At 61.6% G+C, this 20,127-nt stretch carries 20 protein-coding genes and 1 tRNA gene; 8 read left to right on the forward strand and 13 right to left on the reverse strand.

The genetic code is table 11. The features are described from left to right. Window position 1: 1 nt before the first annotated feature. From I6E81_RS04000 to I6E81_RS04030, 7 genes are all read right to left on the reverse strand, one after another. On the reverse strand, window positions 2-1,102 hold the full coding sequence (locus I6E81_RS04000; RefSeq protein ID WP_197106093.1) for a D-alanine--D-alanine ligase family protein: 1,101 nt from the start codon (window positions 1,100-1,102) through the stop codon (window positions 2-4). Between the two features lie 3 nt (window positions 1,103-1,105). Continuing rightward, entirely contained in the window at window positions 1,106-2,137 is a 1,032-nt protein-coding gene (locus I6E81_RS04005; protein WP_197106094.1) for an NAD(P)H-dependent glycerol-3-phosphate dehydrogenase, read from the reverse strand. Window position 2,138: 1 nt separating this feature from the next. Continuing rightward, on the reverse strand, window positions 2,139-2,909 hold the full coding sequence (locus tag I6E81_RS04010) for a lysophospholipid acyltransferase family protein (RefSeq protein ID WP_307783828.1): 771 nt from the start codon (window positions 2,907-2,909) through the stop codon (window positions 2,139-2,141). A gap of 7 nt (window positions 2,910-2,916) precedes the next feature. Next, window positions 2,917-4,284: a UDP-N-acetylglucosamine 1-carboxyvinyltransferase gene (gene murA / locus I6E81_RS04015; RefSeq protein WP_197107152.1), complete on the reverse strand. Its 1,368-nt coding sequence runs from the start codon at window positions 4,282-4,284 to the stop codon at window positions 2,917-2,919. 8 nt (window positions 4,285-4,292) lie between these two features. Then, window positions 4,293-4,889 carry a 3-isopropylmalate dehydratase small subunit gene (leuD, locus tag I6E81_RS04020; RefSeq protein WP_197106096.1) on the reverse strand — a complete coding sequence of 199 codons (597 nt, stop codon included), beginning with the start codon at window positions 4,887-4,889 and terminating at the stop codon, window positions 4,293-4,295. Beyond that, window positions 4,889-6,349 (reverse strand): 3-isopropylmalate dehydratase large subunit, encoded by a 1,461-nt coding sequence (gene leuC, locus I6E81_RS04025; protein ID WP_197106097.1) that lies wholly within the window; start codon window positions 6,347-6,349, stop codon window positions 4,889-4,891. The genes leuD and leuC overlap by 1 nt, the downstream gene beginning before the upstream one ends. A gap of 101 nt (window positions 6,350-6,450) precedes the next feature. Further along, window positions 6,451-6,879, reverse strand: coding sequence for a DUF3592 domain-containing protein (locus I6E81_RS04030; protein ID WP_197106098.1), 429 nt, complete (start codon window positions 6,877-6,879; stop codon window positions 6,451-6,453). 210 nt (window positions 6,880-7,089) lie between these two features. Here I6E81_RS04030 and I6E81_RS04035 point away from each other — a divergent pair, with 210 nt between their 5' ends. Next, window positions 7,090-8,178 carry a Glu/Leu/Phe/Val dehydrogenase family protein gene (locus tag I6E81_RS04035; protein ID WP_197106099.1) on the forward strand — a complete coding sequence of 363 codons (1,089 nt, stop codon included), beginning with the start codon at window positions 7,090-7,092 and terminating at the stop codon, window positions 8,176-8,178. A 90-nt stretch (window positions 8,179-8,268) separates the two neighbouring features. On the opposite strand, the gene I6E81_RS04040 is transcribed toward I6E81_RS04035, so the two are convergent. After that, the gene (locus I6E81_RS04040; protein WP_197106100.1) at window positions 8,269-9,324 is read right to left on the reverse strand and encodes a TerC family protein; all 1,056 of its coding nucleotides are present in this window, start codon (window positions 9,322-9,324) and stop codon (window positions 8,269-8,271) included. A 183-nt stretch (window positions 9,325-9,507) separates the two neighbouring features. Between I6E81_RS04040 and I6E81_RS04045 the strand changes: the two genes are divergently transcribed. The 3 genes from I6E81_RS04045 (at window position 9,508) to I6E81_RS04055 (ending at window position 12,586) form a co-directional block, all read left to right on the forward strand. After that, the gene (locus tag I6E81_RS04045; RefSeq protein ID WP_197106101.1) at window positions 9,508-9,891 is read left to right on the forward strand and encodes a helix-turn-helix transcriptional regulator; all 384 of its coding nucleotides are present in this window, start codon (window positions 9,508-9,510) and stop codon (window positions 9,889-9,891) included. Window positions 9,892-10,136: 245 nt separating this feature from the next. Continuing rightward, complete coding sequence (locus tag I6E81_RS04050) at window positions 10,137-11,924, forward strand: cation-translocating P-type ATPase (RefSeq protein WP_231603963.1); 1,788 nt, start codon at window positions 10,137-10,139, stop codon at window positions 11,922-11,924. Further along, window positions 11,921-12,586 carry a thioredoxin domain-containing protein gene (locus tag I6E81_RS04055; protein ID WP_197106103.1) on the forward strand — a complete coding sequence of 222 codons (666 nt, stop codon included), beginning with the start codon at window positions 11,921-11,923 and terminating at the stop codon, window positions 12,584-12,586. The genes I6E81_RS04050 and I6E81_RS04055 overlap by 4 nt, the downstream gene beginning before the upstream one ends. 23 nt (window positions 12,587-12,609) lie before the next feature. Here I6E81_RS04055 and I6E81_RS04060 read toward each other — a convergent pair whose 3' ends face one another. Continuing rightward, window positions 12,610-13,854, reverse strand: a complete 1,245-nt coding sequence (locus I6E81_RS04060) for an acyl-CoA dehydrogenase family protein (RefSeq protein WP_231603856.1) — start codon at window positions 13,852-13,854, stop codon at window positions 12,610-12,612. A gap of 160 nt (window positions 13,855-14,014) precedes the next feature. On the opposite strand from I6E81_RS04060, the gene I6E81_RS04065 reads away from it, so the two are divergent. Beyond that, window positions 14,015-14,884 carry a helix-turn-helix transcriptional regulator gene (locus tag I6E81_RS04065; protein ID WP_197106104.1) on the forward strand — a complete coding sequence of 290 codons (870 nt, stop codon included), beginning with the start codon at window positions 14,015-14,017 and terminating at the stop codon, window positions 14,882-14,884. Between the two features lie 22 nt (window positions 14,885-14,906). Here the strand turns inward: I6E81_RS04065 and I6E81_RS04070 are convergent, their stop codons facing one another. Then, window positions 14,907-15,470, reverse strand: coding sequence for a hypothetical protein (locus tag I6E81_RS04070; RefSeq protein WP_197106105.1), 564 nt, complete (start codon window positions 15,468-15,470; stop codon window positions 14,907-14,909). 65 nt (window positions 15,471-15,535) lie between these two features. After that, window positions 15,536-16,396, reverse strand: a complete 861-nt coding sequence (locus tag I6E81_RS04075) for a helix-turn-helix domain-containing protein (RefSeq protein WP_197106106.1) — start codon at window positions 16,394-16,396, stop codon at window positions 15,536-15,538. Window positions 16,397-16,546: 150 nt separating this feature from the next. On the opposite strand from I6E81_RS04075, the gene I6E81_RS04080 reads away from it, so the two are divergent. Further along, the gene (locus tag I6E81_RS04080) at window positions 16,547-17,368 is read left to right on the forward strand and encodes an alpha/beta fold hydrolase (RefSeq protein WP_197106107.1); all 822 of its coding nucleotides are present in this window, start codon (window positions 16,547-16,549) and stop codon (window positions 17,366-17,368) included. 434 nt (window positions 17,369-17,802) lie between these two features. Here I6E81_RS04080 and I6E81_RS04085 read toward each other — a convergent pair. Continuing rightward, window positions 17,803-17,875 (reverse strand) — tRNA-Glu (locus I6E81_RS04085). Window positions 17,876-17,954: 79 nt separating this feature from the next. On the opposite strand from I6E81_RS04085, the gene I6E81_RS04090 reads away from it, so the two are divergent. After that, window positions 17,955-18,422, forward strand: a complete 468-nt coding sequence (locus tag I6E81_RS04090; protein WP_197106108.1) for a hypothetical protein — start codon at window positions 17,955-17,957, stop codon at window positions 18,420-18,422. Between the two features lie 21 nt (window positions 18,423-18,443). Here I6E81_RS04090 and I6E81_RS04095 read toward each other — a convergent pair whose 3' ends face one another. Continuing rightward, entirely contained in the window at window positions 18,444-19,376 is a 933-nt protein-coding gene (locus I6E81_RS04095; protein WP_197106109.1) for a diacylglycerol kinase family protein, read from the reverse strand. 56 nt (window positions 19,377-19,432) lie between these two features. Between I6E81_RS04095 and I6E81_RS04100 the strand changes: the two genes are divergently transcribed. Further along, the gene (locus tag I6E81_RS04100) at window positions 19,433-20,068 is read left to right on the forward strand and encodes an MBL fold metallo-hydrolase (RefSeq protein WP_197106110.1); all 636 of its coding nucleotides are present in this window, start codon (window positions 19,433-19,435) and stop codon (window positions 20,066-20,068) included. The last annotated feature ends 59 nt before the right edge of the window (window positions 20,069-20,127 follow it).

Raw genomic sequence — 20,127 nt, forward strand, 5'->3', positions numbered from 1 at the left:
CCTAGCGAACGGTTTCTAGCCCGAGTTCGATGAGTTCGTCGATCAGCTCGGGGTAACTCATGCCGCTCGCAGCCCAGCACTTGGGGAACATCGAGATCGGCGTGAAGCCCGGCAGGGTATTGATTTCGTTGACCACAAATTCGGTGCCGTCAAAGAAGAAGTCGACCCGGGCAAGGCCTGCTCCCCCGATGGACTCGAATGCGCGCGCAGCGGTGCGCTGCATTTGCCACAGTTCGCCATCCCGCAGAGGTGCTGGGCAAATCAGTTCGGCGGCAGAAACGTCGAGATATTTGGCGTCGAAGTCGTAGAAGTCGCGACCGGTGACCACGATCTCACCGGCGACACTCACGCGAGTTTCGCCACCGTCGCGGCCCGACAGCACGCCGCATTCAATCTCGCGGCCCGTCATCGCCTGTTCAACAAGCGCTGTCGAGTCTTCGGCAAATGCTGTCGCGAAAGCAGCATCCAACTCTTCGGTGCTCGAGACCTTGGTCACTCCGACCGAGGACCCTGCGCGGGCAGGCTTCACAAAGACAGGAAACCCGAGACTGGATGCACGCTTGCGCCAGACATCCGGAGTGCGCTGCCACTGCTGTGCCGACACCGTCACCCACGGGGCCACGGCAACGCCAGCCGCTTCGAGCGCGAGCTTCGTAAAGTGCTTATTCATCCCCATCGCCGACGCGAGCACGCCGTTGCCCACATACGGCAGACCGGTGAGCTCGATGAGCCCCTGCACGGTGCCGTCTTCGCCGAACGGGCCGTGAAGGATAGGGAACACCACATCAACGTCACCGAGGCTACGAGTGGTGCCTTCGGCATCCGTGACCGTCAACTGGCGAGAGGCGGCAGATTCCGGCCAGTGCACGCGCGTGCCGTTGTCGACAACCTCCGGCATGGCCTCGGGGTTGAGGCGGAAAGTATCGGCATCGTCAGGTTGGAGCGTGAAGGCACCCTCGCGCGTAATGCCGACCGGGATGACCGTGTACTTGTCGCGGTCGATGGCCGAAAGAACGCCGCCGGCGGTTGCGCAGCTGATGCTGTGTTCCGAAGAACGACCACCGAACAGCAAAACCACGGTTGTTGTGGGCTGGGCCGTCATCGTTTACTCCCCCTGAGGAAGGTCGTCAGTGGTCAAATGTGGGGCGATATCGCGCGGGGCGAGAGTTCCCGCCAACACTTCAGCCACCTGGCTTGCGATGGGCATGTCAACGCCTTTGGAGAGCGCAAGCTCAAGGATGGGTGCCACCGATGAGAGGCCTTCAGCGGTCTGGTTCATCTGCTTGATGACTTCAGAGAAGCTGTAGCCCTGGCCGAGAAGGCGACCAGCGGTGTTATTGCGCGAGAGCGATGACTCGCACGTCGCGATGAGGTCGCCAAGACCAGCAAGCCCCGCCAACGTTTCTGGTCGGGCACCGAAAGCGACCGAGAAATCTGTCATCTCAGCGAGGCCGCGCGTGATGATCGAGGCCTTGGTGTTTTCACCGTAGCCAACGCCGTCCACGATGCCGATCGCCACGGCGATGAGGTTCTTGAGCACTCCGCCGAATTCGGTACCGATGACATCGGTGTTCACGAATGAACGGAAATAGCGGTTGCGCGCCGTAACCGCAACGGCGGTAGCGGTCTCGAGACTTGCGCTACTCATTACCGCTGCCGTCGGCTGCTCTTTGGCAATTTCTAGCGCCAGGTTGGGGCCGGATGCCACGGCGACCCTGTTCGGATCGACGCCGAGTTCCTGCAGAATCACTTCGCTCATTCGCGCTCCGGTGCCCTTTTCGACACCCTTCATGAGCGAGACGATGATGGCGTTCTCAGGGATGAGTTCGCGAACGATGCGCAGGTTCTCGCGCAACGACTGAGCCGGAACCGAGAGGTACACCTGCTCGGCGCCATCCAGAACTTCATGCAGCTTGTCGCTCGCCCACAACGAGCGCGGGAGGTTGATACCGGGAAGGTAGTCGCTATTGCGTTTGGATTGCGTGATCTCGCGGGCAAGCTCGGGGCGGCGTGCCCAGAGCGCAACATCGTTGCCGCCATCGGCCAAGATCTTTGAAAAGGTGGTTCCCCAGGAACCGGCGCCGAGAACGGCGACGCGACGAGGGGTTTCTGGCGCTCCAGCGCTTCCGCTCAGCACGTTACTTGCTCTCGAATCGGCCGGTCTCACTCTGACCGTGCTCTGCCGGGTTGTACCGCACCGCAGGGGCAGTTTCTCCCCGGATCTCTTCGAGTAGCGACGTGATGGCGGTCATGAGTTTCTCCGTTACTTCAGCGAGCAAACGCGAATCCAAATGTCTGCCTTCGTACTCAGACAAATCCAGAGGTTCACCGAAACGAATGTGAACTGTCTTTCGAGGAAAAACACTAATACGTTTCGAGTAGCGCGGCAGAATTTCTTGGGCGCCCCAGCTCGCCGCCGGAATCAACGGGATGCCAGCCTCGAGCGCCGTGCGAACAGCACCATACTTTCCGCGCATGGGCCACATATCGGGCTCGCGTGTAAGCGACCCTTCCGGATACACCACAACAGCAAGCCCCTGATCGGCAATCTGACGGGCAGCCTTAAGCGGATCACCACTCTGGCGCCCGCGCGGGGAGCGTTCGACGGGCACTTGGCCCGACTTTCTCAACAGCCAACCAGCAACGGGAACTTTGAACAGCGATGCTTTTGCCATGTAGCGCGGCATCCGCCCCACCTTCCACATGGCAACACCGATCACGACAGGATCGATGTTGCTGTAGTGATTGGGTGAGATCACAAAGGCGCCGTCGGCGGGCACATTGTGCGAGTCATGCAACTTAAATTTCGCCAAGACGGTCATCGTGGGAAGCAACAAGAATGCGAGCACGCGGAACGCGGCAGTCTTCTCTGACTTCACGCGTCGGGGGCCATTAGAGCCAGATGACACCGGCGACTTATCCTTCGTAGACGAAGTCGGCACCGAGTGATTCAAGCTTATCGATGAAGTGCTCATAGCCGCGCGCAATAATTCCGATGTTGCTGACTGTCGACTGACCATCAGCGGTCAACGCTGCAATGAGGTGGCTGAAACCACCGCGAAGGTCAGGGATCTCAACATCCGCACCGTGCAGTGGTGTCGGGCCGATGATGACGGCAGCCTGCTCCAAGGGGCGGCGAGGAACGCGACGGCTGACCGACTCAATTCCCGCTTCGAAAACTTCGATATTCGCGCCCATCTCAACGAGCGCCTCGGTGAAGCCCAAACGGTTCTCGTACACCGTCTCGTGAACCACGGAACGGCCCTCAGCCTGAGTGAGCGCAACGATAAGGGGCTGCTGCCAGTCCGTCATAAAGCCAGGGTGCACATCAGTTTCGATGACAACGGGCTTGAGGGCACCACCGGGATGCCAGAAACGGATGCCGTCTTCAGCAATATCGAACGCGCCACCCACCTTGCGGAAGATGTTCAAGAAGGTCATGAGCTCTTGCTGCATGGCGCCCTCAACGAAGATGTCTCCGCCGGTGGCCAGAGCAGCGGATGCCCAGCTTGCGGCCTCGTTGCGGTCGAAGAGTGCGCGGTGGTTGTAGCCGCTGAGCTTCTCGACGCCCTCAATGAAGATGACGCGGTTGGGCTCGACATTGATGATCGCGCCCATCTTTTGCAAGATAGCGATGAGATCCATGATCTCGGGCTCGATGGCCGCGCCCTTGAGCTCGGTGACGCCCTTGGCGAGAACGGCGGTGAGTAACACTTGTTCGGTTGCGCCCACGCTCGGGTAGGGCAGATCGATGTCAGCGCCGTGGAGGCCATCGGGAGCGGTGAGACGGATGCCTTCATAGCTCTTGTCGACGACGGCACCGAAGGCACGCAGCGCATCCAAGTGGAAGTCGATAGGGCGGTCACCGATGCGGCAACCGCCGAGGTCGGGAATCAATGCTTCGCCGAGGCGGTGCAGCAGCGGTCCACAGAAGAGGATCGGGATGCGGCTAGAGCCCGCGAGCGCATCAATCTTGGCGAAGTGTGCCTTGAGCACGTTCTTGGGGTCGAGGGTCAGCTCGCCGTCGCCCGTCTCCGTGACAGTGACGCCGTAGGCCTCGAGCATTCCGGTAACAACGCCAACGTCGCTAATGGCCGGGACATCTTTGAGCACACTCGGGGTGTCAGCGAGAAGGGCTGCCACCATAGCTTTTGTCGCAAGATTCTTCGCGCCGCGAACGTTAATGCGTCCACGAAGAGGCTTTCCACCATTAATGACGATTTGGTTGGAATGCAGTCCGGATCGCTTGGCTGCCGCTGTTGCGTCTTGAGCCAATGGATTCATCGTTACCTCTACTTCGCTGGCAAGGTTGTCGGGCGCCATGCTTCTCGGTGCCCTTCGAACTCCGTGATATCTGATTCGTTTCTCAGAGTGAGACCGATGTCATCGAGCCCTTCGAGCAAACGCCACCTAGTGTAATCATCAATCTCGAAAGAGAACTGTGCTGAACCGGCTGTCACCGAACGGGTCTCAAGATCGACGGTGATTTCGAGTTCGGGGTCGGCTTCAACGAGCGCCCACAAGGTCTCGATATCTTCTTCGGCGAGCTGTGCGGCGAGAAGCCCCTGCTTGCCTGAGTTTCCGCGGAAAATGTCACCAAAGCGCGAGCTGAGAACGGCTTGGAAGCCAAAGTCGCGAAGCGCCCACACGGCGTGCTCCCGGCTAGAGCCGGTGCCGAAGTCTGAGCCTGCGATGAGAATCTTGCCGTGGCTGTATGGCTCGCGGTTAAGAATGAATTCAGGGTCCTGGCGCCAGCCAAAAAAGAGTGCGTCGTCGAAGCCAGTTTTGGTGACTCGCTTGAGAAACTCAGCGGGGATGATCTGGTCGGTGTCGACGTTGCTGCGCTTGAGCGGAACAGCGTTGCCGCGGATGGTCGAGATCTTGTCCATTAGCGCGACTCCTCTGCGGTGGTGCTGGCTGACACGAGTTGTTCGGGCAGCGGGCTGTTCTCTAGATCCCACGGGCTCGAGAGCGTGCCACGGATGGCGGTGGCGGCGGCGACGAGGGGTGACACGAGGTGAGTGCGCCCTCCCTTGCCTTGGCGGCCTTCGAAGTTGCGATTACTGGTGGAAGCGCAACGCTCTCCCGGAGCCAACTGGTCGGGGTTCATGCCGAGGCACATTGAGCATCCCGCAAAGCGCCATTCGCCGCCGAACTCTTCCACGATCTTGTCGATGCCTTCGGCTTCGGCTTCGATGCGGACGCGGGCAGACCCGGGAACGACCATGACGCGCACGTGATCAGACTTCTTGCGACCCTTGATGATCGACGCGAATGCGCGCAGATCTTCGATACGGCTGTTGGTGCAGGAGCCCATGAAGACGGCATCCACGGCAATGTCTTTCATCGCCATACCGGCGTCAATTGCCATGTATTCGATGGCACGCTCAGCGGAGGCACGCTCGTTGGGGTCGGCGATGTCAGCGGGCACAGGAACGTTGTCGCTGAGCGAGACACCCTGACCGGGGTTGGTTCCCCAGGTGACAAAGGGCTCGAGCGTGTTGGCGTCGAGGAAGACTTCGGCATCGAAGACGGCGTCGTCATCGGTGGCGAGCGTGTTCCAGTACTCAACGGCGGCATCCCAGTCGGCACCTTCAGGAGCGTGCGGGCGGCCCTTGAGGTAGTCGTAGGTGACCTGGTCTGGCGCGATCATGCCGGCGCGAGCGCCAGCCTCAATCGACATGTTGCAAATCGTCATGCGACCCTCCATGGAGAGGGAACGGATGGCGCTGCCGCGGAACTCGAGAACGTAGCCTTGGCCTCCGCCGGTTCCGATCTGCGCGATGACAGCAAGGATGATGTCTTTCGCGGTTACGCCGGGGCGCAGTTCGCCCTCCACTGTGATCGCCATCGTCTTGAAAGCTTTGAGCGGCAAGGTCTGAGTCGCGAGCACGTGCTCGACTTCACTCGTGCCGATACCGAATGCCATCGCACCGAAGGCGCCGTGGGTGCTCGTGTGAGAGTCACCACAGACCACGGTGATGCCGGGCATGGTGAGACCCAGCTGCGGGCCAACAACGTGAACAATGCCCTGCTCGATGTCGCCGAGCGAGTGCAGTCGAACGCCGAACTCTTTGGCATTGTTGCGCAGCGTCTGAATTTGAGTGCGACTCGTGAGGTCGGCGATCGGCTTATGGATCGCGAGAGTCGGGGTGTTGTGGTCTTCAGTTGCGATCGTGAGATCGGGGCGGCGAACGGGGCGGCCGGCCATCCGAAGTCCATCAAAAGCTTGAGGGCTCGTGACTTCGTGCACAAGGTGAAGGTCGATGTAAATGAGGTCGGGAGTGCCATCGGCACCCTTGACGACCAGATGGTCATCCCACACTTTTTCAGCCAGGGTCTTGCCCATAGCGCACCTCTTTCGAATCGACGATCGTGCCGCAAAGAGCGCGGCTCAATCTCTCTAGTCTACGCCGAGCGACAAACCGCATTCTGCGAACTAGCGGTCACCTAGCGGTAGTCGGTGTCGAGCACGATGGCCGCGGCGGGGTCGGCCTCGACGTAGTGAACCTCGGCCGTGGGATTTGCGGCGAGCGCGGCATCCTTATCGAAGGATTCTTCTTCGTAGCTGAGGTCGCCCAGAGCGGTATAGGTTGTGCCGTCGACCTCGTAGCTGAACTCCAGCCTGACGAGTTGCACCGTGTGGCGGCCAGAGCGGCTCGACTCATCAACAGTGTTGCCGGTCGGCACGGCCTGCGTCACGAGACCATTCTCGATGATCTCGGCCCGACCATCATGCTTTTGCGTCGTCAGCACACCGATTATCGCGATGATCGCGAGCGGGATGACAAAGAACTTCACGAGGTTCCAGATGGGCCTGCGTCTGCTCGACTGAGGTATTGGTTCGTTCGGCTGAGGCGTTGACGAAATGTCGCTCATGAACTGGTCTCTCTGTCGCTGCTGGGCGCACGTTCTCGGCCCGTGGCGACCGTTTCCGATCGCTCACGCATGTGCCAAATCATAAGGTAGCAACGAATAGGCGACACCGCCGAACCCCGGCGGTATGCTGACCAGAGCGCACCACCCTCGCGCTACCACCACTTGCCATTTTGTTGTTTTGCCCACAAGGCCCACACGCAGGAGAAGTTCATGATTTCGCACGCATCAACGACGCTAGAAGCCCCCGTATCCGCTCTCGAGAATGCGGATTTCACGCACGAGAACGTTCTTATCTCTACCGGAAAACGATCCGGGCTTGTCATCACCGTCGCCGTCCACTCCACCGTTCTCGGCCAAGCCCTCGGCGGTGCGCGAATGTGGAACTATCCGCACTGGACCGATGCTGTCGCTGACGCTCTGCGCCTCTCTGCTGCAATGACGTTGAAGAACTCTGCGGCCGGCCTCAACCGTGGTGGCGGCAAGTCGGTCATCCATATCCCTATGGGCGTCACCCTCACGGCGGATCAGAAGCGTGAGGCCATGCTCGATCTCGGCGACGCCATCGAGAGCCTCAACGGCGCGTATATGACGGCCGAAGATGTCGGCACGAGCGCCGAGCTCATGTCGATCGTTGCCGAGCGCACCGAACATGTGTGTGGTCTCCCTGCCGATCAGGGCGGCGCTGGAGAACCGGCGGATGCCACCGCCGCAGGCGTGCACGCGAGCATCCTCGCCACATGCGAAGCCCTTTTCGGCACCCGCGATCTTGCCGGGCGTCATCTCGTCATTTCTGGCCTCGGCCAGGTTGGCGGCCGTTTGGCCCGCTCCCTCACCGCAGCCGGCGCTGTGCTCACCGTCACCGACGTCAACCTCGACCGCAAACTGCTCGCAGCAGAACTCGACGCCAACTGGGTTGACGCTGACGAAGCGCACAGCGTGGTTGCCGACCTCTACATCCCGTGCGGCATGGGCGGCGCGCTCAGCCCCCGCGTCATCCGCGAACTCAACGTCAGCGGGGTTGTCGGGGCTGCCAACAACCAGCTCGCCCAACACGACGGCGCCGAGGCTCTTGCCGAGCGCGGCATTTTGTGGGCGCCGGACTTCGTGGTGAACGGTGGCGGTGTGATCTACCTCGACATGGCTTCGGAGCCGGATGCGGATGCCGAAGCCATTACGAAGCGGGTCGAAGCCATCGGTGACACCGTGACCACGATCTTCCGCGATGCCGCTGCCCAGAGCATCACCACCTTGGACGCCGCAGAACGTCTCGCGCAGTCGCGCCTCGTTACTGCCGGCTAAGGCACCACTCTAAAAACGAAACGCGCGGTGGCGCCCTTCGAGCATCAGCTCACGGGGCGCCACCGCGCGTTGTCAGTTGCGGACGGCCGCTTAGTCGACCGAGAGTTCTGCGAGCTCGCGCTTCTTGTCGCGGCGCATCTTGGCAAGGCTCGCGACGACGGCAACGGCCATCGCGGCAAGGATCACGATGAGCGAGGTCCAGGTGCCGATCTCGGGTGCCCAGAGCAGCGGCTCTCCCCCGTTGATGAACGGCAGCTCGTTGACGTGCATGGCGTGCAGGAACAGCTTCACACCAATAAACGCGAGCACGAAAGCGATGCCGTAGTGGAGGTACTCCAGCTTGTCGATGAGGTCGCCGAGCAGGAAGTACAACTGTCGAAGCCCCATCAGAGCAAAGATGTTGGCGGTGAACACGATGAACGGGTCTGTCGTGATTCCAAAGATGGCCGGAATTGAATCGATCGCGAACACAAGGTCAGTGATACCGAGCGCTACAAACACCACGAGGATCGGCGTGAAGACCTTCTTGCCGTCGATAACGGTGCGCACCTTGCCACCGTCGAAGGTTGGCGAGATGTTGATGTGCTTGCGCAAGTAGCGGATGATCCCGCTCTCGGTTTGCTCCATATCGTCATGGTCCTCGAAGACCTGGCGAATGGCCGTGTAGAGCAAGAACGCACCGAAGATGTAGAAGATGAAGCTGAAGTTTTCGATCAGTTGCGCTCCGAGCAGAATGAAAATTCCGCGCAGAACGAGGGCGATCAGGATGCCGACCATCAACACCTCTTGTTGATACTTTCGCGGCACCGAGAAGCGGCCCATGATGATCACGAAGACAAAGAGGTTGTCAATCGAAAGGCTGTATTCCGTAACCCAACCGGCGATGAACTGGCCGGCCTGTTCGACATCGCCCAGGAGGAACATCAGGAGGGCGAAGATGAGGGCGAGCGCCACGTAGAAGCCAACCCACAGTGCCGATTCCCTAGTGCTCGGAATGTGGGGGCGCTTGTAAGCCATGATCAGGTCGGCCGTCAAAATGATCAGCAGCACTGACATCGACGTCACTTCAAACCAAATAGGCAGAGTAGTCAAAAGAATCCGTTCAGGGTTTCGAGGCGTAGCAAGACTCGAAAGTCTCTCCCGCATCCAGAAGAGACGTGGATGCCGTTGCCCCGGAACCGCTACTGAGCGGTTCGTACTGACGAGTACAACGAGGTGGGATACTCCCCTTCGCGTGCCCCATGATAGCCGACGCTGGCCCGAGCGAGGCCCGGTAACTCACAGTTTCGCGTGTGGAATTAACGTCAGCGATCACTGTATGGTCAGTGGATGCTGACCATTGCTTCTCGTGTCGATGTCATGAACCGCTTAGGTCGCGCGATGGCCGACCCCACTCGCGCCCGCATCCTGCTCTCGCTGCTCGAGAAACCCGGCTACCCCGTGCAATTGGCACACGATCTCGAACTCACTCGCAGCAACGTCTCCAACCACCTCACGTGCTTGCGCGGATGCGGACTAGTGGCCGCAACCCCCGAGGGGCGATCGACCCGCTACGAGATTGCGGATGCCCACCTCACGCGTGCGCTCACTGCCATCGTGAACGTCGTGCTGGCCGTCGACGACGGGGTGCCCTGCGCCGATGAGAACTGCGATGTGCCGCTGTGCTGCGACGGTGCAGCGGCGAGCGCGACCCCGACTGTGGCCGCGTCGTGAGCGAAGAATGCTGTGGAGCGGATGCTCCAGAGAAGTCGCGCGCTGCTGACTCATTAGCCGCCGCTGGCCCCGCCTCCGCCTCCGCCGACTCTTCGGCGGGCACCCCCGCGCCGCACGGAGCCGACGACGCGCTCGCGCCGTGGTGGAAGGACCGGGGGCTCGCGTTGCCCGCTACCTCTGGCATTCTGCTCGTTGCAGCTGTCATTGCCGGCTGGGCAGGCGTCACCGGATGGCCGATTAGCACGATGTTCGGCCTCAGCCTGCTCGCGGGGGCCGCGACTTTCGTTCCGGGTGCGGTGCGTCGCCTTTTGCGTGGTTCCCTCGGCGTTGGCTTGCTCATGACGATTGCGGCAATCGGGGCGGTATTGCTTGATCACGTCGGCGAAGCGGCCGCGCTCGCCTTTCTCTTTTCCATTGCCGAGGCACTCGAGGATCGCGCGATGGACCGTGCCCGCCATGGTCTGCGCGCCCTGCTCGCGCTCATTCCCGACATGGCTCTCGTCGAACGGGAGGGAAGCATTCTCACTCTTGCGGCTCGCGACCTCGTCGTTGGCGATCTTCTCGTCGTGCGCGCGGGCGAACGCGTGGCAACGGATGGCGTTGTCGCGAGTGGTCGAGGCAGCGTCGATACGTCAGCGGTGACCGGCGAGTCGCTTCCCGCCGCGGTCGACACTGGCGACGCCGTGCTGGCTGGATCCATCAATGGCGAAGGTGTGCTGCGCATCCGCACCACGGCGAACGGCACCGACAACTCCCTGACCACGATCGTGCACTTGGTGGAGCAAGCGAATGCTCGCAAGGGCGACCGCGCCCGACTGGCCGATCGAATCGCGCGCCCCCTGGTGCCGATCGTCTTGGGAGTGGCCGCCGCGATCGTCGGTTTCGGCTTCCTCGTCGGCGACCCCGAACTGTGGACAGAGCGCGCGCTCGTCGTGCTCGTTGCCGCGTCTCCCTGCGCTCTCGCAATCGCCGTTCCTGTGACGGTCATCTCGGCGATCGGCTCCGCGAGCAAGCTCGGAATCATCGTGAAATCGGGCGCCGCCTTCGAACGCATGGGCAGCATCCGCACCGTTGCTTTCGACAAAACCGGCACGCTCACGCGAAACCAGCCAACCGTTGTTGCCGTCGAAACCGTCGATGGGGTGACGCGCGACGAGGTGCTCAGCATCGCCGCTGCGCTCGAAACGCACAGCACGCACCCCCTCGCTCACGCGGTCCTGGCCGCATGTCCCGACCACCCCGAGGCACTCGAGGTGCGGGAAGATGCCGGCCGCGGAATATCCGGCATCCTGAACGGCGTTCCCGTGCGCGCCGGCAGCACCCGGTGGATGGACCCAGCAGCGCTCTCTCCCGCAGCGCTGCGCCTCGCCGACGAGGGCATGACCGTGATGGCCATCGAACGCTCCGGCATCGTGATCGGACTACTCGGCATCCGCGACGAACTGCGGCCCGACGCTGCGGAGGCTGTCTCGCAGTTGGCGAGCGCGGGCATCCGCACCCTCATGCTCACCGGCGACAACTCCAGAACGGCGGCAACGATTGCGGCCGAAGCTGGGATCAGCGATGTGCGCGCCGAACTACTTCCCGCCGACAAGGCCGATGCGATCGCCGCACTCTCCCAGGAGTCCCCCACGGCAATGATTGGCGACGGCATCAATGATGCGCCAGCACTCGCCACCGCCGACGTGGGCATTGCAATGGGTGCGACAGGCTCGGCAGCGGCGGTCGAGTCTGCGGATGTCGCCTTCACCGGCAGCGACCTGAGACTCATTCCGGTGGCGCTGCTTCATGCGCGGCGCGGGCGTCGCATCATGACCGGAAACATCGTGTTGTCGCTCGCGATCATCGTGGGTCTTTTCCCGCTGGCGCTCACGGGCGTTCTCGGCCTGGCCGGAGTGGTGCTCGTGCATGAGCTCGCCGAACTGGTGGTCATCGTGAACGGCCTCCGCGCGGCTCGACTTTCGCATAGCCTTGATTCGCGCTCAGCAATGGGCGCTGGCCGTCAATCCCAGCCTGTTCGGAGTCTCGTGTGAAGAAAGCCCTCCTGCCCACCTTTGCTGCACTGGGCATCCTCGCTCTCGTCGCAGCCTTCGTCTTTGTGTACGTGACGGCGAAGAACGCCGATACCGAGACAGCAAGCACCAGCTCGGGGTCCTCCGAACTCGCCTCTGCTGTAGCCAGCGACTCGAATTATGTCGACAACGTCGGGGCCGCTGCGGTCACCGTCGTCGAATTCCTCGACTTCGAATGTGGTGCCTGCGGCCAGTTCTATCCCTATGTTGAGGCCCTGCGCGAAGTGTACGACGGAGATATCAACTACGTCGTTCGCTACTTCCCGCTGCCCAGCCACCTCAACTCGATGGATGCCGCCCTCGCGGCCGAGGCTGCTGCCCAGCAGGGAGAATTCGAGGCCATGTATCAGCGCCTCTTCGAGACTCAGGGTGACTGGGCCGGCGGAACTCCCCCGCAAACAGATGCCTTCCGCGCGCTCGCCGTCGAAATCGGGCTGGATATCGATGCCTACGATGCCGCCGTCGCCGACCCCGCAACTCAGGCTCGCGTCGAGGCTGACTTCGATGCCGGCGTTGAGCTGGGCGTCAACAGCACTCCCACCTTCTTCGTGAATGACGAATACATCGAGACGAGTCGTCTCGAGAATCTGCCGGAGGCTGTTGACGCCGCAGTCAAGGGCTAACTGCTCTCAGCGCCCAACGCTGCTTAGGTGTACCAACTCGGTTCTGGCACTTCGTTGAGCAGCACGTACTGACCGACTTCGCGCTTCTTGTAGGGCGCCGGGTCGTGCAGGCTGTGGGTGCGAAGGTTGCGCCAGAAAATATCGAGGCCGACTGAGTTGGCGGATGCCCGAGCTCCCGTCAGCTCGAACACCTTCGTTGCGACTTGCAAGCCGTCGTCGCTAATGCGCAGTTTCCCTGCCGCAATCCGAACCGCTATTTCGCCGCGACGGCGTTCGGTGAGCTCGGTGCGGGGCGCGTGAAGCACCGCACTGATTTCGGCGCCGACAGCGTCGAGCAGGGCCTCATCCGCCCATAGCTTCGATTGCAGTTCTCCATAGCCTTCGAGGATGTACCACTCCTCGCTCGCGTGCGCTTTGTTGTCACCGCCATAGGGCCAGGCGCGGCTCTTGGTGCGCGTGTACGACGACGCGGCTTCGATCGCTCCCTGCGCGATGCCGAGATAGAAGTTCGCAAAGACTAATTGGATCGCGGGCACATTGAGAGTGCCGTAGGTGAGCGGCTGGAACTCTTTGTTTACGAATCCCAGCGCTGACGACCAGCCGGTGCGCACGCCATTGATCTGTACGGAGCCGGATTCGGTCAGTCGTTGGCCCAGATTGTCCCAGTCGCCGTTGAACACGATTGCTGGCTGGTCTGTCGGCACGATGGCGAAAACATGAGTGTCGGTTCCTTCGAGGATGCCCTCGAGCACGGTGAGATCCGAAACGACACCGCCCGTGGAGAACGACTTGTTACCGGTGAAGACGATCTCGTCGCCCTCATCCGTGACGAGCAAATCGGAATCGCGTGGATTCACCGCACCGCCGAAGAGGTAGTTGTTCTCGGTGTAGTGCTTCTCCACGGCGACGATCTGCTCGTCGGTGGCGACGAGGCGCGCCGCCCACGCCCAGAGGTAGTGGTAGCCGAGCAGTTGCCCGATCGAGCCGTCACCCCGCGCAATCGTGCGGATGACCGTGTAGGTGGTCTCCCACGCCTGCCCACCGCCGCCATGCTCGGTCGGCCCGAGCAGCGTGACGAGCCCGGAGTTCTTGAGAAGCGCCACTTCGGCGTGCGGCGGCTGGTTGGCGACATCCCGCTCAACCGCATCTGCCGCCAGGATGTCAGACACTTCTTGAGCGCGCTGAAGCCAGCCCTCTGGTGTGGTGGGGCGGGCGCTATCCGCCCATCGATTCTCGATCGCAGTGGGCGTGGCAGTGAGGTGTGGCATGGTCGCTTTCCTTGGTGAGTCAGGGTTCCGGATGGGGTGTGAGCCCTATCTTGAGCCTCATCAGGGCACGCGTCGAGCATGTGTCTTCTCGCTACTTTCTGTTACGAATCGTGTACTAGATTCAGCACTGAGCACGCTGCCGAGAGCACGAGGAGACCCGATGGCCCACGAGCCGAATCCGCTCGCCACGTATCTACGGACGCGTCGGGATTCGCTGCAGCCCGCCGACGTTGGGCTGCCCGCCACCGCGGGCCGACGAGTGTCTGGACTTCGTCGCGAAGAGGTCGCCGAACTCGCGGGCATCAGCGCCGATTACTACGTGCGTATCGAGCAGGGCCGCGATCAGCACCCCTCCGACCAGGTGCTCAGTGCGCTGGCGCGAGCGCTGCGCTTGGATGACGATGCGCGCGACTATTTCTTTCGACTAGCGCGACCGGGGTCACAAACGATGCGTTCGCATCCGTTGTCGGAGTCGGTGCTGCGATTGCTCGACTACTGGTCGCACACCCCCGCCTACCTCTTTGATCGCAACCATGATGTGCTCGCCGCCAATCAGTTAATGCGCGCCCTCAGTCCCGAAGTGCAACCGGGGCACAATCAGCTCATTGACGCTTTCGGCGGGTACGCCCGCGCGATCGACGAGGAGCAGCCCGCCGCGGTGCTGGAGGGCTGGGAGTCCATTCTCAACCAGATGCTCGCCGCCCTTCGTTTCTCAAGCGACCCCCATGATCCGCGGCTGCACGAGGTGGTCGGCTATTTGTCGACGACCTACCGAAGCTTTCGACCACTCTGGGCACGGCACGAAGCCAGACCCCATACGGGCGGCACACTCCACGTGCACGTTGACCCCATCGGCTGGGTCGAATTTCGCTGGCAAGCCCTCGAAGTATCGAACGCTCCCGGCCAATATCTTGTGACGTACCTTGTCGAGCCCGACACTCACGCTGCAGCCGCCATCGCGTACCTAGTGTCGATACGCCGGCCCGGGGCATCCGACTTCCGTTCCGACCAGCCATCACCCGACGCCTAACCTCTCCTCGCGTGGAGCCCCATCAGCTCTCAATGAGAGACGGAGGATCGTCTGCAATGAGCGCTATCAGTGCATCGAGTTGCGACTGCGCGCCATCATCGGTGGTGCAGAACACGAGTAGATAGTCGTCGGGGTCTTCGGGGATTCTCACGAGGCTATAGCCCAGATTGAGCGTGCCAACGCGGGTATCAGTAAAGCCAACATTGCCGGTCACCTGCGCTCCGAGCGACTCCTTCGCCCACACTTCGGAAAATGTGTGGCTCTTGGCCGAGAGCTCACCCACTATCTCCCGAAATTCGCTATCGCCCTCATGAAGCGCGAGCGAGTCGTTGAGCATCCCGGCGACCTGGGTTGCCGCCGCGGTGAAGGATGCCCCACTGCGCTCGACAGTGGGCTCGAGAAAGGTGAAACGAGCGAGGTTCACGCCCCTCTCGAAACTGGCGGAGAGCGCTCGAGCGAGCGGATTCGAGGCGAGCACCTCAAGATGCCGGTCCAGCAGCACAGCGGGCACTTCACGCCAGTTCCTGAGGTGCGCGCTCGCCAGAGCACGTTGGCGCGCAACGACGGGATCGACATCTTCGTTCATGTGCTCACCGTAGGGCGCGACCGTCGCGGCAGCCTAGCCCCGGTGGGGCCACCCACCACCGCGATCTAGCGCGTTGGTGCGTCTGGCTCGCTGAAGCGTGTGGGGGTCATGCCGGACCCAGTACCGCGAGCGGCGAGGTACGCGAGAGCGGCGGCGGCGGGCGATCCGGGAGTCGGAAATATCACCATCAGCTCATAGCCAAAATGCACCGGCAGTGAGAAGAGTTGGATGTTGAGCTCCACTTCCCCGACCCCCGCAATCGGCACACGAAACATCCGCTCGCTAAACGGGCGAGCATCATGGCGCGCCCAACAACGAGCAAACTCGGGCTGTTCACGCAGCAGCTGAGCGACGATCTCCTGCCGACGTGGATCTGTCGGATCGCTGTAGAAGCGAAGCGCTGCAACGTGATCAGAGACGAGACCTCGCCAGTCAGGATGCCGCGTGCGAGCGCCAGGCAAGAAGGTATTGAGCATGAGGTTCATGCCGACCTGAAAACTTTCGGGAACAAGAGCCCGGGCCAGCGAATTGCTGGCGACAATGTCGCGGTTAGGGTCGAGAACGAGGGCGGGGCTATCTGGCCACTGCTCGAGTAGACGGCCCGTGATGGCATCCGGCAACGGCCCTGCTGCTTGCGGTCGAGGCGCTTGAGGCGTTGCCAACCGAACGAGGTAGCGGACAGCAAATTCGTCGAGTTGAAGCGCTCGCGCGAGCGCACTGATCACTTGCATCGACGGGCGATTATCTCGGCCCTGTTCGAGCCGAACGTAGTATTCGCGGCTGATGCCCGCGAGCGCGGCGACTTCGTCACGACGCAGCCCGGCGACACGGCGCTGAGGATCGGCCGGCAAGCCTACTTGCTCAGGCGTGAGCACCCCGCGGCGAGCGCACAAGTACTCACCGAGCGCACCCTGTTGATCGGCCACGAGGGGTCCTTTCCCAATTCCCGCACTAGTAAATCTAGTCCGGTGCGGGCCTCTGAGGGTACCTGCCTAGGACTCGTGGGGGCACGCGCACCAGCGATTGCCTTTCTAGCCTGAGACAGAGTTCTCCCCACCACTTGAAAGGAACCCGTAATGCCCTACTTCACCACCTCCGACGGAACCGAGATTTACTACACCGATCAGGGTGCCGGTCAGCCGGTACTACTGAGCCACGGCTGGCCTCTCTCCTCGGATGCCTGGCAAGTCGAAATCAAACTGCTCGCCGACAACGGCTACCGCGCTATCGCGCACGATCGCCGCGGACACGGTCGCTCCTCCAAGACTTACACCGGCAATGACATGGATACCTATGCCCGCGACCTCGCTGAGCTCGTCGAGCACCTCGACCTCAGCAACCTCGTCGTCATTGGCCACTCAACGGGTGGCGGTGAAGTGGTGCGTTATGCCGCTCAGCACGCCAACGGCCGCGTCGCGAAGGTCATCACTGCCGGCGCTGTTCCGCCGCAGATGGTGGCCAGCGACACCAACCCCGATGGCTTGCCCATGGAAACCTTTGATGGCATCCGTGCGGGTGTATTGAAGGATGCGTCGCAGTTCTACATTGACCTGACCGAAGCATTCTTCGGTGCCAACCGCGACGGCTCCGCCGTGTCAGAGGGTGCTAAACGCGAGTTTTGGCGCCAGGGCATGAACGTCAATCTGGCCGCTGCCTACGACTGCGTGAAGGCATTCTCCGAAACCGACTTCACCGAAGACCTGAAGGCTCTGGATGTTCCCATCCTGCTCGCGCACGGCGATGACGATCAGATTGTGCCCATCGACGATGCCGCCCACAAGGCCGCAGCGCTCGTGAAGCACGGAACGCTCAAGGTGTATGCGGGAGCGCCCCACGGCATCTACGGCGACTACCAGGAGCAACTCGGCCGCGACATTCTCGAGTTCATCGCGGAGTAAGCACGCTCAGTGTGATTGGCGCTTAGCTCGCCAGCGTTGCCACGATTCACGCACCCGTCGACGGGTTCGCTTCCAGAATGCTCGGGAGCGAGCCCGAGAGGCTGCATGACGTTCGGCCTCCAACTGTTTCTCTTGAAGAAAAAGTTTGGCTCCGGCTTCATTGCGGGCGCGAACCCACTGGCCGTTCCCACCCATAAACATCTGCATCACATCCCGACTGCGCTGGAGTTAGGCGCCCCTCCACCGTAACGAGAATTCATCACGAAGCAAGGGCCGCGGCGGCAGGACGGTTCTCCGAAGCCAGCTCAACGCTGACGTCCGCACTGCCGCGGGCACCGCGCCATGAAGGCGGAATTGACCCCCTGAACTGGGTGTCCCGTTAACGATAAAATCCCGGTCTTGTTCACACGAACGAGACCGGGATTTTGCTACTGTGACCCCAGCGGGATTCGAACCCGCGTTACCGCCGTGAGAGGGCGGCGTACTAGGCCTCTATACGATGGGGCCTCACAACAACTAGAAAAGTATGCCACACCTTTTGCACTACTTTTCCCACTTCTGCCAATTTATAATCACAGGATCATTTTTGACTGCCTTCACGCGCGCCACCACTGCCACTTTTATTGCCGTTGCGGCTGTCGCCGCACTCACGGGGTGCTCACTCCTCTCCCCTGAAATTCCCCGCGATGACAGCGGCCAAGTGCTCGAGCCGACCATCATCGGCTCCACCGAACTACTCGTCGATGACTGCTTTACCTTCGTTGACGGCAGCAACCTCAGCGAAGCAGAAGTGACCCCGTGCACCACAGATCACAGCCACATTGTGATTGGCAAGGGCGAACTCGAGAAGAGTGCCATCACTGACGCCGGCGGCTTGCAGAACGCGGTCTCCTCAGCGTGCTCTGACACCTTCAGCGCGTTCAAAGAGACAGTGGCAGATGGCGCAGCACGCCCCGATCAGGAATTCATCATCTCCGAGCACTCCACCGACGATGGCACGCTCATGACTGATTACGCGTGCATCGCTACCGATGCCGCCTCCCCCGCCGCCTAGCGGGACACCAGCAAGCACTGGCTACGGCCGCTGGTCCAGAACGTTCAGCACGCCGGCGACCATCTTGATATCGATCGGCAGCGCCGCAAAGCGCTCCCCGTCGGCGTACGCCATGATGTCCTCGGACTCGATACGGATTCGCTTAGCCCGATAGACCGTCACGCGAGGGTCGCTGAGATGCCTGCCACTGAAGACGCGCGGGAAGACGCGCAAGAAAGCCAACCGCGACAGAGCTTCAACGACGAGAACATCGGCGAGGCCGTCATCCAGAATCGCATCGGGCGTTACCTTCATGCCGCCACCGAGCGACACATTATTGCCCACGCTGACAAGCGCAGCCGTAGTTTCAATCACCACGTCGTCGAGGGTGAGCTTGTAGTGGATCGGGCGCAAGCGCAACAGTTCGATGAGAAGCGCGACCGTGTAGCGGCTGGCACCGCGCGGCCACGACATGAGGTTCGCACGCTCGTTGACGATCGCATCAAAACCGGCGGAGAGCACACACGCAAACCAGCGGGTCGCGGCCGAACCAGTGGCGTCGTCGACATAGGTAACGCTGCCGGCGTCAATAGCCCGCGGCGGCCTCGCAAGGCCGCGAACAACACTCGCAACAGCGGCATCCACATCAGACAGGGGGATGCCAAGACCCCGAGCCATGTCATTGCCGGTGCCCGACGGAATGATGCCCAAAGGAACCTTGGTTTTCGCCACCAGATTGGTGCCCAAATTGACCATGCCGTCGCCGCCAACAACAAGTAGGGCATCCGGCTTCTTCGCGACCGCTTTTCGCCCGCGCTTCAACAGCAAAGCGAAATTGGGTTGCTCAAGCGCGGTCACGTCATGCCCGAGTGCGCGCAAGGCCTCAACAGCACGAGGGCCCACGTTCTTGCCGCGGCCAAACGATGCTGTGGGATTGATCGCGACAACGAGACGCAGGGGTTTGATCGACTCCACACTTCAGTATGTCGCACTGTCTCGCATCCAGCGCACCACAGGCTTAGGCTCGAACTATGAAGGTCACCAAGTATGAGCATGCCTGCCTCGTTCTCGAACACCAGAATGAGCGCCTCGTCATTGACCCCGGCGGGTTCACCGCGCCGCTTCCCGCGCTCGACAACGTGACTGCCATCGTGATCACCCACCAACACCCCGACCACTGGACCGACGAGCAACTGCAGCGCATTCGCGACAACAATCCCGACGCGCCCATCTTCGGCCCTGCCGGTGTCACGGCCGCTGCCACGAACTGGAACATCACCACAGTCGTTGACGGCGCGAGCGAAACCGTGGGGGCCTGGACACTTGAATTCTTTGGCGGCGAGCATGCCATCATCCATCCCTCGATCCCGATGATCGACAACCTCGGCGTGCTCGTGAATGGCGAGTTTTGGTACGGCGGCGACTCCTTCACGGTGCCGCCGAAGCCCGTGGCGGCCGCCGCGATCCCCGCCGGCGCTCCGTGGCTCAAGATCAGCGAGGTCATGGATTACGTGACCGAGCTGGCCCCGAAACGCGCGATTCAAACCCACGATGCCGTGCTCTCCGACAAGGGACTTGCCCTCTCGGCCGCCAGAATTACGGATGCCATGGCTGGCTACGGTGGCGAACTGACGGTTCTGCAGCCGGGCGAATCCATCACGCTCTAGCCGGCGCGGAGCTCTAAGCACTCTCCCAGCTTTTTGCAGTTGTGCATTTTTGCAGTCTC

Source organism: Salinibacterium sp. NG22 (genome assembly GCF_015864925.1).
GTDB lineage: Bacteria > Actinomycetota > Actinomycetes > Actinomycetales > Microbacteriaceae > Rhodoglobus.

Excerpts from the sequence above, each read along its gene's own strand:
- I6E81_RS04060 (WP_231603856.1), bottom strand. The coding sequence starts at position 13,854 with ATGCCACACCTCACTGCCACGCCCACTGCGATCGAGAATCGATGGGCG.
- murA (WP_197107152.1), bottom strand. The coding sequence starts at position 4,284 with ATGAATCCATTGGCTCAAGACGCAACAGCGGCAGCCAAGCGATCCGGA.
- I6E81_RS04070 (WP_197106105.1), bottom strand. The coding sequence starts at position 15,470 with ATGAACGAAGATGTCGATCCCGTCGTTGCGCGCCAACGTGCTCTGGCG.
- I6E81_RS04050 (WP_231603963.1), top strand. The coding sequence starts at position 10,137 with ATGTTCGGCCTCAGCCTGCTCGCGGGGGCCGCGACTTTCGTTCCGGGT.
- I6E81_RS04000 (WP_197106093.1), bottom strand. The coding sequence starts at position 1,102 with ATGACGGCCCAGCCCACAACAACCGTGGTTTTGCTGTTCGGTGGTCGT.
- leuC (WP_197106097.1), bottom strand. The coding sequence starts at position 6,349 with ATGGGCAAGACCCTGGCTGAAAAAGTGTGGGATGACCATCTGGTCGTC.
- I6E81_RS04030 (WP_197106098.1), bottom strand. The coding sequence starts at position 6,879 with ATGAGCGACATTTCGTCAACGCCTCAGCCGAACGAACCAATACCTCAG.
- I6E81_RS04080 (WP_197106107.1), top strand. The coding sequence starts at position 16,547 with ATGCCCTACTTCACCACCTCCGACGGAACCGAGATTTACTACACCGAT.
- I6E81_RS04035 (WP_197106099.1), top strand. The coding sequence starts at position 7,090 with ATGATTTCGCACGCATCAACGACGCTAGAAGCCCCCGTATCCGCTCTC.
- I6E81_RS04065 (WP_197106104.1), top strand. The coding sequence starts at position 14,015 with ATGGCCCACGAGCCGAATCCGCTCGCCACGTATCTACGGACGCGTCGG.
- I6E81_RS04100 (WP_197106110.1), top strand. The coding sequence starts at position 19,433 with ATGAAGGTCACCAAGTATGAGCATGCCTGCCTCGTTCTCGAACACCAG.
- leuD (WP_197106096.1), bottom strand. The coding sequence starts at position 4,889 with ATGGACAAGATCTCGACCATCCGCGGCAACGCTGTTCCGCTCAAGCGC.
- I6E81_RS04040 (WP_197106100.1), bottom strand. The coding sequence starts at position 9,324 with ATGCGGGAGAGACTTTCGAGTCTTGCTACGCCTCGAAACCCTGAACGG.
- I6E81_RS04045 (WP_197106101.1), top strand. The coding sequence starts at position 9,508 with ATGCTGACCATTGCTTCTCGTGTCGATGTCATGAACCGCTTAGGTCGC.